We start from the raw sequence: 14,803 nt of genomic DNA, 5'->3' as shown, positions 1-14,803 counted from the left end.
GAGCGCAGAGCGTGTTCTGATGGCGCAACAGGTTGCGCTTGATCGTGCGGAGGTTTCAGGGAGGCTCGGATCTGGGGAAGGTAGAATTAAACCGTTCTTTTTCAGATGTTTACGTTGTGTCTTTCGGCGCGGCGGCGTCAGCCCTGCATCAGCTCGGCCAGGGCCATGCGCACCTCTTCGTCGAGGCCGGCTTCTTGGCGCAGCAGGGCACCGGCGGCGCGAACCTTGGGATGTGTCGCAGCTTCGAAGCGGGCGGCAAGATCCTCGCGGGTGGTGCTGAGGCCGACCGGGGTCATCAGCTCGGCCGAGATCCGGTCGGGCACCACATCAAGCGCGAGCCGTTCATCCAGGGTGTGACGCGCAAGGATGGCATCAAGCGCCTGGACCTGCGGCAGAAAGATCGTGCGGGCGGCGGAACTTTCACGGGGCAGGTGGACGTCATCTTCGACCCGCAGCCGGTCGATCTGGTTGACCCCGACATGCAGGCCCGCGATCCGCGAGGACACAGCCATGGCCTCAGTTTCCTCTCAGTGCATCGGCAAGCGGGCGCGCGGTGCGATCAGAGAATTGCTGCTGAATGAGCTTTTTCTGCGAATAGCGCAGCACATTGGAATATTTTGGATTGCGGCGCGACATATGCGCGACCGTCGAGAGATGTTTGCGCGCCGCTTTCATATTGCCAAGGGCGCCCTCGATGGTTCCGAGCAGCGCAAGCGAGCGCGGATCCTCCGGCCAGATCCGGGTGAGGAAAATCGCCACCCCTTGCGCCATGCCGTTTTCGCCCAGGGCGTGCATCTGGGTGGCAAGCCCATAAAGAGACGGCACCTGATGTTCTGTGTGCACGGCGGCAGAGAGAAAGGCGATCGCGGCCTGAGCGTTCTTGTCTGACGCGGCCAGTTCGCAGCCGGTGAAATAGTTCGGCTCGCTCATCCGGTCGGGGCTCAGTAGCGGGCGCAAGAAGGCCAAAAGCTCGACCAACTCCAGCTGCACGGGGCCGCTCTCGAATCGTACGGCCCGCGCGGATGCGAGATCCTGCGGCTTATCCTCTGGCAGAAGACAACTGGTTACATCGGGGATGATAAGATCCTCGAAGTCGGTCAAGGCTCCGGGATCCAGAACCTTGTCCACCATGGCATTCAGCATGTGGCCATATCCCTGTTTGAATGGAACCAAAGGTTCGGACATGATTTCGCATTTTCACACTGCCAGAGTTCGACCGTCTTGAACTTATCATTTAACACACTGACGAGTCGAGAATGAAGCAATGCGGGCATAATTTGCGCTCTAGCGGGAGGCACTGACCCTCCAGCGCATCCGCTCGGGGTAGAGCGCGACCTGATAGCCGGAGGCGAGGCGCAGCAGGACGCCCAGATCGCCGATCGAGACCACCCGACTGCCGATCGTCGGGGCGGAGCCTTCGTAGAGTTTGCGGCCGTTTTCCAGCATCACGTAGCGATCCCCGCTGAGATCAACGCCGCTCATGACCAGCGGAAAACGCGGCGTGTCTCTGAAGATATATTCGGCGAAGCGGTCATTGCGCTTGGTTTCCGCCAGGAAACTGGAGGAGGCCTCCAGGCGCATCGAGAACGGGCTGCGATCCTCCAGAAGGCAGCTCCGCAGTCGTGTCGGAGAAAGCGCGGCCTCAAGGATGGCGCGCCGGGCGGTTTCGTCCAAAGCGGATAAATCCGTATCCCCGCCGAGGCTCAGGATGTCGAGCCAGAGCATCACCGCCGGGATTTGCTCGGCATGAAGGGAGCTGCCGCTCCAGCATCTGCTTTCTTCGCTTTCGAGCCGATAGGGCTGAGCGGAGAGCGGTCTTGGGCCTCGCAAGAAGGTCTGACCCTGGCGCAGGGCGGTCTGCTGTCGCTGGGCAAGATCCAGCAGGTCGGGCGAGAGCTGCTTCAGCCCCGGCAAGGCGTCGCTTGCGGCCTGTGACAGTTCGAAACCGCCCTCCGGTCCCGGCGCAAAAAGATGGCTGCTGGCGGCCATCAGGGCGCGCACTTCCGGGGAATTCGGCAAACCGGCCTGGAAGTGCTGATACTCGTCCCCCGCGCCAAGAAGTGTCGGCGCATCGGTCCCGGGCTGTTGCGCGGTGGCGGTGGGGGTTTCGGTCTGCCCTTCGGCCAGAGGTACACTCTGCCCCTCAAATGCAGGCCCGATCTGCCCTGTTGCTGTGGGCTCGGTCTTGCGCCCGGACAGGAACATAGTCTGCCCGCTCATGGCAGCGGCGGTCTGCGCCTGTCCTGCGGGCGCAGGTCGTTGCTCCGCCGCGGTCGCCGTCTGCCCAACTGCTGTGGACAGAGTTTGCCCTTCTGTGGCGGGGCTGGTCTGCCACCCGTTGGCGGGCGCTGTCGGGTCCTGGGGGGCGCCCTCGGTTGCCGCTGTCGCGTCGCTGATCAGGGCGGCAATGGTGCCGGGTGCGACGGAGCGGGGCAGGGGATCGCTGGCCTCGGCGGTCTCGGGCGCTGTCGTGAACTGGCCCGATTGTAGCGCGCTGAGGCTGGTCACCTGCCCGTTGCTTGCCGAGGCGATAATGGCATCTACCACGGCGGGATTCCGGGCGGCGTAGTCCGAGATCACCGACTGGATCAGCGGCGGCACGCTGGTGCGGTTTGGCGCCGCCCCTGCGCCGCCGGTGCCAGGGGCCGAGGGGCCGGTTGTCTCGGTTGCGGTGTCGCCGCCGCCGTTGCCATCCGGTTCAAAGGTTGGGCCAAAGACCTGCTCGGGTCCAAGCGCGCTGCCTTCGCTGAGCGATCCCGCGGAGAGTTGCCGGCCGCCGAGCGGGGCGATGACCTCGCTGTTGCCGACGACGAGCGGTTCGGCAGAGGTGCTTTGCGGTGCGTTTTCCAGCGCCACGAAAGAGCGCAGCGGCAGGATTTCGGAAAAGCGTTTGGCATAGACCTGCACAAAGCCCACCCAGTTTTCGGCCTTTTCCGCCGGTATCACGCCGGTGGTTTCTATCAGCATCCCGTCCAGCCGCGCGATCACCAGATTGGTGAGCGACAGACGGTCGATCAGCGCCTGAACCTCCGCGAGGTAGGTCTCGGCGGTGCTGATGTTGTTGGTCACGCCACTGAGCCCAAAGACCTGGGTGCGGATCATTTCGACGATGGAATTGGCTTCCTCGGGGTCCAGATGAACGCCAGAGAGTGTGACATGCCCGTCCGCTGCCAGCTCTGCGTTGAGGGTCGGATCCTGCGCCGTCAGCAAGCCGTCGATATCGGCCTGCATCGCATCCAGCGCCCAGATCCGCCGCCGTACCGTCAGGCCGGTTTCCGCAATGGCATTCTCGACCGCGCGCCGTTCGGCGGCCCCGGCGACATAGCCGGTCACGATCAGCCGCCCGTCGGCCTGCGCCGACACCTCGAGATCGGACGGAAACGGCAAGCTGGCGATCATCGCGCGCAGGCTGGCAACCTCGGCCTGGGTGTTGGTGGCACCGTGATCGCTGGGCCGCCGGTCCGGGGACTGAAACGCAAGCCCGGCCACGCCAAGCCCGAGCAGCAGCACAAAGGCGGCGGCGGAGAGCGGCCATTTCCAATGTTTGAGCCCGGCCAGGCCGGGTCTGTTCTCGGCGGTGGGGCGCGCGGTCAGCCCGTCCTCGTCAGAGAGGAGCTCGGCCCAATTGGCATTCTTTACCCCCAGCGCAAAGCGCGTCGTGCCCGCCGTCACCACGTCGAGCTGCGCGATTTCGCGCCAGTCCTCGCCGCCCGGATCAATCACCATGCCAGAGGCGGTGGCCAGCGATGCCCCCAGGGACTGGAGCGCGATCTTGCCCCCCGTCACCCGGATACGCCCCTGAAGCTCGGGCATGGCGATGTCGATCATGCGCAGATCGGCCTCTTCGCCCGATCCGAAGCTGTAAACCCCGTCGGGCAAGGCGACTTCGGCGCCGGATTGCGTGCCGTTGAGGAGCTTCAGGATAATCTTGCGGTCTGCTTCTGGCATTGTGATCTTTCGCCCCGTTCGGGGTGGTATTGGTCGAATTCAACCGGGTCTTTGCTCGGAACAAACTGACTCGAACCGAATATCGCGGGTTGAAATTAGGAAAAGCGCCGCTCCGGGTCCATGTGTTGTCCCGTTCGGTGCGGCAGCAGGTGACAAATATCACTTGCGGACAGGCCGGCCGTGCCTGCGGCGGCCGGATCGCTTCTATCGGCAGGGTAGTCCGATATAGTTGCGAAAAAACAGGAACGGCGATTTCGCCATATCCGGGGGCGGCCGCGAAGCCCGCCCAGGCAGGAGTTGAATACATGGGCTTGAACGGTTTGAGGAGTTTCACGGTGGCAGCCGAGGCGTTGCGCGCCGGCCTGGCCAGCTGGCGTGCGCCAAACCTGCGGATGCTCGGGCTGTGCCTGCTGCTGGCGGCCTGCGCGACCGGACCCGGAACAACATCGGATTCCGCGCCAAAGCTCGTTACCGCCCATCCGCGCGGCGGCGGGCCGGAGGTGATTACGGTCGCCCAGGACGACACGGCCCTCAAGCGGTTCTTTTCCGCGCAAAACCTGCGCGAGACCGTGTTTTCGGCAAAGCCGGCGCCGCGTTTGACCGCTGCCGGGGGGGCGGAGCCGACCGGATACCTTGATACGCGTCAGCTGAACCAGCCCGCGCTGACCGGCCCGAACACCGAAGAGCAATTTGATTTTGACACCTCGATGCTGGTGATCGAGCCCCTGCGCAGGCAGCAGATCATCGGTGGCGAATGGCAGGGCGATCTGGGGCGCGGGCCGCGGGTTGCGCTGGACTACACCAACGAGCCGCTGCGCAATGTCGCCGAGAACATCCTGGGTGGCATCCTGGGGGTGAACTACATCATTTCCGACAGTGTCGAAGGCACGATTATCTTCCGCTCGGAAAAGGAATTTTCCAAGTCGCAGGTGTTGCAGGTTCTGTCTGATATTCTCGCCAGCCGGGGCTATCTGATGCAGTATTTCAACTCGGTCTATCATATCGGCCGGCCTGAGGAGCTGGAGCGGCTGACCGGGCTGCGCGGGCGCAGCACGCTTGAGAGCGACCAGACCTATGTCATTGAACTGTCTGGGCCGGTGCCGGAAAACTTGGCGGATGTGGCCGGATCACTGGTGCCGCCGGGCAATGTGGTTGCGGCGGTGCCGGGCAGCAACAGCATTGTGGTGCGGGGCGATCCGTCGCAATTTGAGTCCATCGAGGACATGGTGCGCATGCTCGCCGGGCGTCCGGGGCGTTCGCAAAAGCTCGCCATCCTTCCGATGCGCCGGGCCGCGCCTGCGGTTGTCGCGCGCCAGATGGGGGATATCTATGCGCAACGCAGCCTTGGCGACGCTTTTTTCCTGCCGATCGAACAGCGCAATTCGCTGCTGATCGTGGCGGAGTCGCAGGCGGCGGTGAACGCGGCGCGCAAGCTGGCGATGGGGCTGGACGTGAACAGCCAGGATGAAGTCAGCCTGCGCGTGATTCAACTGGCGCATCTGGATGCGCGCGAGGCGGCGGAGCAGCTCAACCAGATCTTTGCCGGACAGGGCCAGCCGGGCGCCAGCAGCGAAACAACAGCCGAGACCTCGGATATTATTGCCGCCGCCGCCGAAAGCGCCAATGCGGGAACCTCGGGCCGTGGAGTCAGCGTCACCGGTGCCAGCGCGCCGCGTTTCCTGCGCAATGGCCAGAGCGAGGACGCCCCGGCACCGGATCCGCGGGCGGTGACCGGCACATCCGCGACCTATCCGGTGCAGATCACCGCAAACACGCGAAACAACGCGCTTATGGTGCGATCAACCTATTCGGATTTCAAACGGATCAACGACGTGATCCGCGTTCTGGACACGCCAAAGGCGCAGGTGGTGATTGAGGCCACCATCGTCGAGGTGACGATCAACGATGCGCTTCAGTATGGGGTTCAGGCCTTCCTGGAGACCAACGGCGTGTCGCTGCGCTCGTCCAGCTCGCTTTCGGCCTCCGACAGGGGCGGCGCGGGTTTCTCTGCCATTCTGGGCAAGGACAAGAACCGCCAGCTGGTGCTGAGCGCGCTGCAATCGGCAACCAACGTCAAGGTGATTTCATCGCCCTATCTGACGGTCACCAACGGGTCGTTGGGCCGGCTCGCCGTTGGCGACCAGATCCCCTATGTGGTGGCGTCGCAGACCTCCAACTCTGGTGGCGATGTGGTCGTCACGCAGGAGGTTCAGGCCAAGGACGTCGGGGTGATCCTGGAGGTGGAGCCGACGATTTCGCCGTCCAATGGCGTCACGCTGGATATTTCCCAGGAGATCAGCAGCGCGGCGTCTGTCGATACGGCTGCCGGGTCCAATCCGGTGGTGTCGCAGCGCAGCGTGAAAAGCCAGGTCAATGTGAAGTCGGGCGATACGATCTTGTTGGGCGGGCTTATTCAGGAGCGGTCCGAGAACAACGAAAGCGGCGTTCCGGTGTTGCGCAAGATCCCGGTGCTGGGTCATGCGTTCAACCAGACCGAAAACACCCAGGTGCGGACCGAGCTGTTGATCCTGCTGACGCCACGCGTGGCCCGCAACACCAACCAGCTGACCGATCTGACCCGGCAGCTACAGCTGATGTCGGCGGCAAAGTAAGCGGCGGCGCAAGCGGGGCTCAGGGGGTCTCGCTTGCGGTCCTCAGGATGGCATAGAACATATCCAGAAAGCTCCACATCTGGTCCTGCTGGCCAAGGGCGTATCGGAACAGCAGGGGAATGTAGAAAATCAATACGAACACGGCGAGCGCGCTCTTGATCGGCATCGCAAGTATGAACACCTGGATCTGCGGCGCGAAACGGCTGACCATGGCAAGCGCGAATTCGGCCAGGAACATGATCGCGATCACCGGACCGGCATACAGCACCACCAGCATGGTGCCGTGATCCAGCACATTGAGCAGCAATTGCGGGAAGTCCTTGACCGTCAGCGGCAGCGTCTCAAAGATCGGCCAGTTCTCGTAGGACCGGTAGAGCATCTGAATGAAGATCAAGAAGCCGCCCACCGAAAAGAAATAGGTGATGAAGGCCTGCGAACACAACAGGCCCAGCGGTGACGCCTCGTGCCCCTGAAGCGGGTCGATGGAGGAGGCGATCGCCGCGCCGCGCTGGTTGTCGATGTAGTTGCCGGCCGCCTGCACCGCCCAGAACATCCAGAACACCAGATACCCCATCACCAGACCCAGCGCGGCCTCTTTGGCGAAATAGATCATGAAGAGGCCGATATTGTCTCGTAGAACGGGCGCGAAGGGAATGGCCAGCGGCGTCAGCGGCAGGGCGATAACCAGGATCGCCACATTGCGGGCCATGCGCGGCACCGCGGTGGGCGACAGAAGCTGTGAGGCCGCAACAAAGGCATAGGCGCGCGGCAGGCACAGCAAGAACGCCGCGAGCATGTGCTCGCCTTCGCGAAACAGGGCAACGATCTGGTCCAAGGTCATGTCCTTTACTAGCCCTGCCACAATGCCGCCGGGCGCGAAAACCGATTGTGTCATCTGACACCGGGCCTGTCTGCGCGCCCATGCTAGGCAAAGGCAAGCAAGATGAGGATTCCAAAGTGAGCATTACCTCCGCCCGCGAAACCGTCCAAAGCCAGATTGCCACCCAGAATGCGGCCTCGCCGGTTGGCAGCGAGGTCATGGCCGAGCAGCTTGGAAAATCGCGCGTTTCGGGTGAAAGCGTCCGGGCCACGCCGCAGCAGGCCGATATTACCGATGCGCTCGAAGAGCTGGGCATGGCGGCGGCGACACGGGGCAAGAGTGACCTCGACAAGATGAAGCTGCGGCGCGGTGCCTCCTCCAACCTGGAGGCGCTGGGACGGATTGCCGAATATTACGACAAGCTGCCCGATATGCCGTCTCAGGACCGGCTGCGCGATCTGGCAAAGCAATTCGCCGGTTATGAAGAGCTGTTCGAGCAACAGGGCGGCGGGTCGGGCATGGCGACCGCCGAGGACCTGCGCGAATTGCTGCAAGCCTTTGATGACGATATCACCCACCAGTTCGCCGCGCTTGAAACCATCCGCGAGAACGCGGTGCAATCCGGCGCCTCCGCGGGCTATGTGGCGGTTCTGGATACGCTGCGCCAGGAGATGCGTCAGCCGGATGTCGCGCGCGAGATCCGGGCCGGCTTTGCCTCGGCCGGGCAGGCGCAGAAAATGGCCGGCGAGATTGGCACCGATCCCGAAGCCTATCGCAATTCCTATCGCGAGATGCTGCGCGATACGCCCAACCTGGGACGGCTGTTCGGCGCATTGCGGCAGTTCGACCTGTCGCAGAATTACGATCAGCTGGTCGATAGTTTCATCGCCACCGCCGGGGCGGATATCTCAAGCTTTGGGCCCTCGACCGATGCTGCGCAATTGGGCGGTGTGGTGACGGAGCTGTCGAAACTCAAGACCCTGCGCACCGTGCTGGATATGACCGCCTCGGTAACGATGACGCTGGACCGCATGCTTCCGCCCGGCCAGGCGGTCAAGCGCCCCGACAGCGAAGAGATCGCGGCGCGGCTGCTTGGCTTTACCTCCTCGCCGACGCCATCGCGCGCGGAGGCGGAGAAACTGGTGAAACCCTATGAGGCCGAGCCTCCCGAGGTGCCGGTCGCGGTGACCAACCTCTTGCGCGACCTGCATGGTCAGTTGCCCGATGCGGCGTTTTCATCAGACAGCGCGCGATTGAGCCAGTCGCGTATTCTCGTTTCGCTGTCAGATCGGCTGGTTGCCGCCGAAGACGCCCAGTACGACGCCTAAGGATAAATTATGACAGATCTTTCCAGATACGTGGCTTCGGCCGTCAGCCGCTACGCCGACGCCATGGAGCTGACCGCCGTGCCGGCCTCTGACGGGAGTTTCGGTTTCGATTTCGAGGAAATGGGACGGGTTTCGATCGTCAGTGCGCAAAGCGGCGAGGTGTTGATTTCGCTGACCCGGCGGCTGTTGCTTGATGGGGTGCAGAACCTCGCGCAGCTGGCGGGGCTGGCCGGGATATCCGATGACGACGGCCAAACGATCCACGCGGCACGCAACAAATACGATCAGCCGGTGCTGGTGGCGCGGCTGCGCCAGGAAGACATCGACCCGACCCGCATCGAGGGGGTGCTGGCCGATCTGGATGGCCGTTTCAAGTCCCTTGGCTGGTGACACCCCTGTGATCAATGTCACCCGCCCCGCCCGGAAGGGGCAGTAGAGTAGCGCCATGACCCAGTTTGATGCAGACACGTTTGTAACCGCGCTCAACGCGCCTGAACATCGCGCGACGGTGGAGGCGATCATTGCCGCGGTCGAGACCTTCGAGACAGAGTCGGGAATGGCGGAGAACCCCGTGTTCCAGGGTCTGAAAGAGGGGCGCACCCTGGCGCAGATCCAGGGGCTGAGCCGCGACGATCTCGATGTGCTTTACGGCTATGGCTACGGGCTTTTGACCCAGGCTCATTTTGAACGGGCGCGGGTGATCTTTACGCATCTGGTGCTGATTGATCCGCTGGAAGGGCGCAATCACTACTGCCTCGGCGCCTGTCTTCAGCAACAGGGCGATGCGCGCGCGGCGCGCGATGCCTTTGCCACCTTTGTGGCGCTGGATGCCACCAACCCCGAGGGGCTGATGCGGCTGGGGGAATGTTTGCTGGCCGAAGGCGACCGCGAGGCGGCGCTGGATGCGTTCCGGCTGGCGCTGGCGGAGGCGGAAAAAGGGCATGGCACGCAGACCTCGCGCGCTTCTGCCGAGGGACGGATTGCATTGCTAGACAGGAAGGCGGGCGAGCAGGATGCGGATTGAGACACAGGCAGGTCTGACGGCACAGATCACCACACAGCAGGACGACAGCAAGAAGTCAGGCGCGAAATCGACCGGCTCTGCCGCGGCCTCGGGGCCGGTGCCGGACGCCGACAGCGCCCAACGGCCCAGCTATGCCAGCATGCTGGAAGGGCTGGCCGCCTTTGCGCCCACCGATCTGGGCACCGATTTTGAATCGCGGCTCGCTGAAATCGCCCAAAAGATGCAGGACGCCAAAGGCGAGGCCGACCTTGATCGGCTGAGCAACGAACAGGAAGCCAAGCGCCAGCAAATTCAGGAAAACCGCGAGAAGCTGGACTCCGCGCAAGGCAAGATGGACGATGCCGAAGTCGCCCATGATACCGGCCGCGTGAGTTCGATCGTCGGCTCGATCGCCGCCGCCGTTGGCGCGGCTGCAATGATTGCGGTTGGCACCGTTGTCGCCGCCGTGCCCGGGCTACAGGTTCTGGGCGGCGCCATGGTGGTTGGCGGCATATTCATGGCCGCCAGCGCGATCAACGGAATGGTGGCCGGCGCATCGGACAGCGGCATGGGCCTGAGCGGTACGGTCCTGGAGGCGATGGGCGTGGACCGCGACACGGCCGCAGCGCTGGATATGGCGGCGAATATCACGCTGGCGGTCGGGGCGCTTGCCTCTTCGGTCGTGGGCGCGGCGCTCTCGGGCGGGGCGGCGGCCCCGGCGGCGATCGCCTCGGCCATCACGCTGGTCAATGCGGTGAATGCCGCCGTGGCGGGGACCTCGGCGGTGGCCACCAGCACGGTCAACCTCGTGGCGAATGCGATCAAATCCGACGCCACCGAGATGCGGGCCCAGACCCAGGAGACCCAGGCGGCCATGCAACAGGGCGACGACCTTATTGATCAGGTGATGGAATTTGTTGCGAAATCCAACGAGCAGTTCAACGCGCTTCTGGACAGCATCACCTCCCTGCAACGTGACACCGGCGACAGCCTGTCAAGAACCCGCTTTGCCGGATAGGCGTATTTGAAAGGATCCCGAAATGGCTATTTCATCCATCACGACAACCGGCAGCACGGTCATCCAGAGCCCGCAAACCCAGGAGGCCGAGGGCGCCCAGGGCACCGGTCTTGGTACGATAGGCGGCAGCGGCTCCGCGCCGATCCTGCCGCAGTTCGAGGCGGCGCAAGGCACGGGCGCGGCTTTTGACACGCCGGAGAATTTCGATCTCGGCGAGAGCCTTGGCCGGTTGCAATCCGCCATCGAGCAAATGATCAGCTCCGGCGCCGACCCGATGGAGGTTCTGAACGGTATTCTGGGCGAAATGGGTGCCTCGAAGGATTTGGGCGCCCTGTTGATCGAATTCGCCGCCATGGGGCGCCAGAATGCGCTGGATCAACGGATGAACGCACGCGATCAGGCGCGTTCCGACCTTGAAGGGCAGGCGGAGACCATGCGCACGTCCGCGGTGACTCAGCTGGTTGTCTCGGTCGTGTCGGTTGCGGCCTCTGCCGCCTCTGCCGGGGTGTCCTTTGCCGGGGCGGCCAAGGCCGGCAAAATCGCCGCCGACGCCGCCGAGACCGGCGCCAACGGAACCGCAGAGGCCGCGACCGCGCTGAACACCAAGGCCCAGACCGTCGCGGCCAAGTCGCAATCGGTGTCGGGCATGATCGGATTGAGCAATACCTCGGGCGAAGCCACCGGCGGCATGATCACAAAGAACGTCGAAGCGGACGGGCAGGAACTGGCCGCAAAATCCCAGACCGAGCAATCCAATGCCGATCTTGCAAAGACCGTGATGGACGATTTCAAGGAACTCGTGCGCTCGATCATCCAGTTCCTCAAGGACATGCAGCAATCCGAAGTCGACCGGATGGCCATGACCACGCGGGTCTGAGATGCAGGATCGTTCCAGCCTCTCCGCCGGCCCCCAGGTTTCGGACGCGGTGGCGCGCATCTGGCGGGTGCTTGGCTTGCCGGCGCCGCTTGAGGTGATCGGGGATCTCTACACGTTCGAGCTTGAGGACACGCCTGTCGAAATCGAACGCACACCGGACGGAATGGGGCTGCGGCTGCGGGCGGTGATTGGCCAGCTCGGCGAGGATCCGCATCTGTGCGAACAGCAATTGTCACGCCTGCTGGAGCTGTCGCTCGGGCTGGCCGCCTTCAATCGCGCCGTGCTCGTCTTTCCGGCGGGCCGGGATGGCGCGCGGCTTCAGGCGCTGTCGCGGCCAGATCATGCGCCCGAACCGGTCTCGGCGGAGATCGCAATCCGCGATGCGGGCGAGGCCGTCGATGCGCTGCGTGATCTCATGCAATGGCGCAGCTATGCCGGTGACGTCATCACATCATCCGGCGCCAGGGTCGAACCGGCTTTGGCGCCGCAAAGCGACGCGTCCGACCCTGGCGAGATGGTCATCTTCCAGCCCTGATTGATCTGCGCCGAACTCACTTGCTACGGAATACCCGATATGTCGAACGAAACTGCTGCCACCGGGCTTGCCGCCCGTTTTGGCCTGTCCAGCACCGATCTTTTGCCCATTGCCCGCAAGGCGGCGCAGAAACTGGGATCGGGGCAGGCGGAAGAGGCGATGCGGCTTTTTGCGCAGCTTGTTCTGGCCTGCCCAGACAACCGCGATTTCCAGATCGGCCTGGCCGAAGCGGCGCTGCTGGCCGATCAACCTGCCCTGGCGCTTCAGGCCGCGAGTGCCGCCATCGCGTTTGATGCCAAAGGTGCCGATGGCTATCTGCTATCCGGTCGCGCCTGTCTGGCCCTGGAGGACAGGGCCGCCGCAAGAGAGGATTTTGCCGAGGCGCTGAGCTGTGCGCGGGCGCTGCCCGACGACAAGGCGCAGGCCCGTATCGCGACCCTGGCGGAGGGCTGTCTTGCGGCCTTGGCGGAGGATCATGACTGATCTCGACCTGACAAGGGGGCTGAACCCGGCGGAGAAGGACGCGATGCGTCAGGCGCTGGCCGAGCTGGCCGGGCAGACCGGTTTTGCCTTTGACCAGGTGTTTGATGCCCTGGCCGAGGGGCAGAGCCTGCTTGAGGCGCTGCATCTGCCGAAAGAGGTCACCGACCTGCTCTATGCGATGGCCTTTGCGCGTTTTAACGCCGGCGATGTCGGCACCGCGCAGAGCCTGTTTCTGGCCCTGACCTTGATTGCGCCTGAGATACGCGATCATTGGCTGGGGTTGGGGATTTGTTTGCGCCGCCTTCAGGAGTATGAGACCGCGCAATCCGCCTTTCTCAAGGCCGAGGCGATCGCCCCGGACGATCCTGCCGTGTTGTTTCACCTGACAGAGCTGACCTGTCAGCTGCGGAACTGGTCGGTGGCGCAGGGCTATCTGAACCGCTTTGTCGCGCTGCCGGAAACCGCCGCGCGGCTCCGGCTGATCCCGGAGATGCGAAAACTCGCGCTTGCGATAGAGGCCCAACAGCAAAGCCAGGCCAAAGGTCGCAGATGAGCGCGGCGGGCGGCATCTCTGATCTGTTGCAGGCGGTCCTACAGATCGAGATCGACCGTCTGGACGCCGAGGCGGACATCGAGGCAGACGAGATCGCCGACGGGCTGTCCGATCTGGTTGCGCAGCGACTGGAGGCCATGGAGCCCGCGCCGCCCGACCCGGCCCTGAGCCTCGCCGAGCTTGTCCCGCCGGTGGACTGGTCGAGCCTTGGCGTGTCGAGCGCGACCGATTTCATCGAAACCCTCGTGGTGCTGAATGCGGCCATGATCCCCGGCTGGCCCTTTGCCGACAGTATGGTGCGCGGCGGCGAGGTGGCTTTGCCTGTGAAGCCTGTGCAGGCGGAGGCAAGCGAAGAAGAGCGAGCGCAATATGTGGCCAGCCTGATGGCCCCCTATCGGCAGGCCCTGACGCGGCTTCGCAAACTGTTGCGGGACCTTGAGCAGCTTGATCCGGCGGAGGCCGAGGATGTGTTCCGCGCCTTGATGCAGGCGCTTGGCACGGTGGCGCAGGCGGTCAGGGAGGCGCTGGATCTGACCGAAGCGGGGCGGCGGGTCGCCGAGGAGCTCGCCTTGGCGACGCCATCGCCAAAGGGGCCCGGCTCGCGGCGGCGGCGCTATCGGCTTTAGCCTGCGCTGCGCCGTTTCAGTCTGCGATGCAGGACCATCAGGGCGCCAAGACCGATCAGGAACCCGACCCCGTTGCCAAGCCGCGCCAAAAGGATCTGCACCCGCGGCAACAGGCGCTGATCTGTTGATGCCGGTGGCAGTCGCAGCGCCTGGGCGGTGGTCGGTCCCGCGCCCTGTTGCAGCAAATCCGCAAGACGGAGCGTGAAATCCGCCCGTGAAACGGCGCCCGTTCCCAGTGCGAGAAACCCTGCCCGCCATCCCTTTTGGGTGCCCAGCCCCTCTGGAACGGTGATTTCGATCCAGGTGGCGCCGGTCTGGCGCAGGCGCGCGGGCACTTGATCATAGTGGCGCTGCGACAAGACGAACAGGAGCGCAGCTTGCCGTGCGTCCGTCGCAGAGGACACAAGGTGCAGCCCGCTGTCATCCAGATCATAGATCGCGGCCGTGCCCGGATGGAGCCGCAGCCAAAGCGCATCGACCAAGGCGTCGGGGCCTTGTGGCGGCTGGCTGTGACCGGTGCTTTGTTGGGGGCGGGGCAGGACGGCGACTAGGGTCAGCGCCACGATGGCCACAACCAGAACATTGGCAGCCATGTCCGGCAACCAGCGCCAGGGTGGCCTGGGCGAGGTCAGGGCGCGCATGACAGGCGCTGATCGGCCAGGGTGATCGGCTGACAGGCCCGGCTGCGCCGGATCAGGGTGATCTCCTGCGCGCCAAGCTGTGCCAGGCGGGACTCGGTCAAAAAGGCGGCGTCGAGGCCATCGGGTGTGACGATGAGGGTGACCGGCATTGAGGCGGGCAGCGGCAATGTGGCGGTGGTCAGGGTTTCAAGCGGCAGATGGCTGTGCGGCGATAGCCACAGCCCGTCCCGCATGGCGATCCACTGGGCGGCGGGATCGCGCTCTGATCTGGTGGTTTCGGTCTGCATGAGGGACATCACCACCAGCAGTATCGCCGCCATGGCAAGCATGACATCCGCCCCGACAAGGCCGGTGATCAA

The 14,803-nt window shown here is 64.0% G+C and carries 16 protein-coding genes; 10 read left to right on the top strand and 6 right to left on the bottom strand.

Features of this window, described 5'->3' with window-relative positions; genetic code table 11:
• Positions 1-137: 137 nt before the first annotated feature.
• From HCZ87_RS01295 to HCZ87_RS01285, 3 genes are all read right to left on the bottom strand, one after another.
• Positions 138-512, bottom strand: a complete 375-nt coding sequence (locus HCZ87_RS01295; protein WP_167641959.1) for a hypothetical protein — start codon at positions 510-512, stop codon at positions 138-140.
• Between the two features lie 4 nt (positions 513-516).
• Entirely contained in the window at positions 517-1,143 is a 627-nt protein-coding gene (locus tag HCZ87_RS01290; protein WP_167641958.1) for a hypothetical protein, read from the bottom strand.
• A 141-nt stretch (positions 1,144-1,284) separates the two neighbouring features.
• Positions 1,285-3,948, bottom strand: coding sequence for an EscD/YscD/HrpQ family type III secretion system periplasmic domain-containing protein (locus HCZ87_RS01285; protein ID WP_167641957.1), 2,664 nt, complete (start codon positions 3,946-3,948; stop codon positions 1,285-1,287).
• Positions 3,949-4,253: 305 nt separating this feature from the next.
• Here HCZ87_RS01285 and HCZ87_RS01280 point away from each other — a divergent pair, with 305 nt between their 5' ends.
• On the top strand, positions 4,254-6,560 hold the full coding sequence (locus HCZ87_RS01280) for a secretin N-terminal domain-containing protein (protein ID WP_167641956.1): 2,307 nt from the start codon (positions 4,254-4,256) through the stop codon (positions 6,558-6,560).
• A 19-nt stretch (positions 6,561-6,579) separates the two neighbouring features.
• Here the strand turns inward: HCZ87_RS01280 and sctT are convergent, their stop codons facing one another.
• Positions 6,580-7,455 (bottom strand): type III secretion system export apparatus subunit SctT, encoded by an 876-nt coding sequence (sctT, locus tag HCZ87_RS01275; protein WP_167641955.1) that lies wholly within the window; start codon positions 7,453-7,455, stop codon positions 6,580-6,582.
• 62 nt (positions 7,456-7,517) lie between these two features.
• Between sctT and sctW the strand changes: the two genes are divergently transcribed.
• From sctW to HCZ87_RS01230, 9 genes are read left to right on the top strand one after another with little or no spacing between them, the layout of a single operon-like run.
• A complete protein-coding gene (sctW, locus tag HCZ87_RS01270) occupies positions 7,518-8,708 on the top strand; it encodes a type III secretion system gatekeeper subunit SctW (protein WP_167641954.1) in 1,191 nt (396 codons plus the stop codon).
• A 9-nt stretch (positions 8,709-8,717) separates the two neighbouring features.
• Positions 8,718-9,098, top strand: coding sequence for a hypothetical protein (locus HCZ87_RS01265; protein WP_167641953.1), 381 nt, complete (start codon positions 8,718-8,720; stop codon positions 9,096-9,098).
• 55 nt (positions 9,099-9,153) lie between these two features.
• Complete coding sequence (locus HCZ87_RS01260) at positions 9,154-9,732, top strand: hypothetical protein (protein ID WP_167641952.1); 579 nt, start codon at positions 9,154-9,156, stop codon at positions 9,730-9,732.
• Entirely contained in the window at positions 9,722-10,729 is a 1,008-nt protein-coding gene (locus tag HCZ87_RS01255; protein WP_167641951.1) for a hypothetical protein, read from the top strand. The genes HCZ87_RS01260 and HCZ87_RS01255 overlap by 11 nt, the downstream gene beginning before the upstream one ends.
• A 22-nt stretch (positions 10,730-10,751) precedes the next feature.
• Complete coding sequence (locus HCZ87_RS01250; RefSeq protein ID WP_167641950.1) at positions 10,752-11,606, top strand: hypothetical protein; 855 nt, start codon at positions 10,752-10,754, stop codon at positions 11,604-11,606.
• Between the two features lies 1 nt (position 11,607).
• Positions 11,608-12,141, top strand: coding sequence for a hypothetical protein (locus HCZ87_RS01245; protein ID WP_167641949.1), 534 nt, complete (start codon positions 11,608-11,610; stop codon positions 12,139-12,141).
• A gap of 39 nt (positions 12,142-12,180) precedes the next feature.
• Entirely contained in the window at positions 12,181-12,624 is a 444-nt protein-coding gene (locus tag HCZ87_RS01240; RefSeq protein ID WP_167641948.1) for a hypothetical protein, read from the top strand.
• Positions 12,617-13,177, top strand: a complete 561-nt coding sequence (locus HCZ87_RS01235; protein WP_167641947.1) for a hypothetical protein — start codon at positions 12,617-12,619, stop codon at positions 13,175-13,177. The genes HCZ87_RS01240 and HCZ87_RS01235 overlap by 8 nt, the downstream gene beginning before the upstream one ends.
• The gene (locus tag HCZ87_RS01230; RefSeq protein ID WP_167641946.1) at positions 13,174-13,803 is read left to right on the top strand and encodes a hypothetical protein; all 630 of its coding nucleotides are present in this window, start codon (positions 13,174-13,176) and stop codon (positions 13,801-13,803) included. Before HCZ87_RS01235 ends, HCZ87_RS01230 begins: the two co-directional genes overlap by 4 nt.
• Here HCZ87_RS01230 and HCZ87_RS01225 read toward each other — a convergent pair.
• Positions 13,800-14,396, bottom strand: coding sequence for a hypothetical protein (locus tag HCZ87_RS01225; RefSeq protein ID WP_167641945.1), 597 nt, complete (start codon positions 14,394-14,396; stop codon positions 13,800-13,802). The two genes, HCZ87_RS01230 and HCZ87_RS01225, sit on opposite strands and share 4 nt — an antisense overlap.
• A gap of 35 nt (positions 14,397-14,431) precedes the next feature.
• Positions 14,432-14,803 (bottom strand): hypothetical protein, encoded by a 372-nt coding sequence (locus tag HCZ87_RS01220; RefSeq protein ID WP_167641944.1) that lies wholly within the window; start codon positions 14,801-14,803, stop codon positions 14,432-14,434.

The organism is Phaeobacter sp. HF9A, assembly GCF_011806385.1.
Classification (GTDB): domain Bacteria; phylum Pseudomonadota; class Alphaproteobacteria; order Rhodobacterales; family Rhodobacteraceae; genus Epibacterium.
The sequence above is the reverse complement of the archived record's forward strand: the minus strand, read 5'-3'. Positions and strand labels throughout refer to the sequence as shown.

Bases quoted from the DNA above. Each gene is read 5' to 3' on its own strand.
- HCZ87_RS01295 (WP_167641959.1), bottom strand. From the start codon at position 512: ATGGCTGTGTCCTCGCGGATCGCGGGCCTGCATGTCGGGGTCAACCAG.
- HCZ87_RS01290 (WP_167641958.1), bottom strand. From the start codon at position 1,143: ATGCTGAATGCCATGGTGGACAAGGTTCTGGATCCCGGAGCCTTGACC.
- HCZ87_RS01285 (WP_167641957.1), bottom strand. From the start codon at position 3,948: ATGCCAGAAGCAGACCGCAAGATTATCCTGAAGCTCCTCAACGGCACG.
- HCZ87_RS01280 (WP_167641956.1), top strand. From the start codon at position 4,254: ATGGGCTTGAACGGTTTGAGGAGTTTCACGGTGGCAGCCGAGGCGTTG.
- sctT (WP_167641955.1), bottom strand. From the start codon at position 7,455: ATGACACAATCGGTTTTCGCGCCCGGCGGCATTGTGGCAGGGCTAGTA.
- HCZ87_RS01265 (WP_167641953.1), top strand. From the start codon at position 8,718: ATGACAGATCTTTCCAGATACGTGGCTTCGGCCGTCAGCCGCTACGCC.
- HCZ87_RS01260 (WP_167641952.1), top strand. From the start codon at position 9,154: ATGACCCAGTTTGATGCAGACACGTTTGTAACCGCGCTCAACGCGCCT.
- HCZ87_RS01255 (WP_167641951.1), top strand. From the start codon at position 9,722: ATGCGGATTGAGACACAGGCAGGTCTGACGGCACAGATCACCACACAG.
- HCZ87_RS01250 (WP_167641950.1), top strand. From the start codon at position 10,752: ATGGCTATTTCATCCATCACGACAACCGGCAGCACGGTCATCCAGAGC.
- HCZ87_RS01245 (WP_167641949.1), top strand. From the start codon at position 11,608: ATGCAGGATCGTTCCAGCCTCTCCGCCGGCCCCCAGGTTTCGGACGCG.
- HCZ87_RS01240 (WP_167641948.1), top strand. From the start codon at position 12,181: ATGTCGAACGAAACTGCTGCCACCGGGCTTGCCGCCCGTTTTGGCCTG.
- HCZ87_RS01235 (WP_167641947.1), top strand. From the start codon at position 12,617: ATGACTGATCTCGACCTGACAAGGGGGCTGAACCCGGCGGAGAAGGAC.
- HCZ87_RS01230 (WP_167641946.1), top strand. From the start codon at position 13,174: ATGAGCGCGGCGGGCGGCATCTCTGATCTGTTGCAGGCGGTCCTACAG.
- HCZ87_RS01225 (WP_167641945.1), bottom strand. From the start codon at position 14,396: ATGGCTGCCAATGTTCTGGTTGTGGCCATCGTGGCGCTGACCCTAGTC.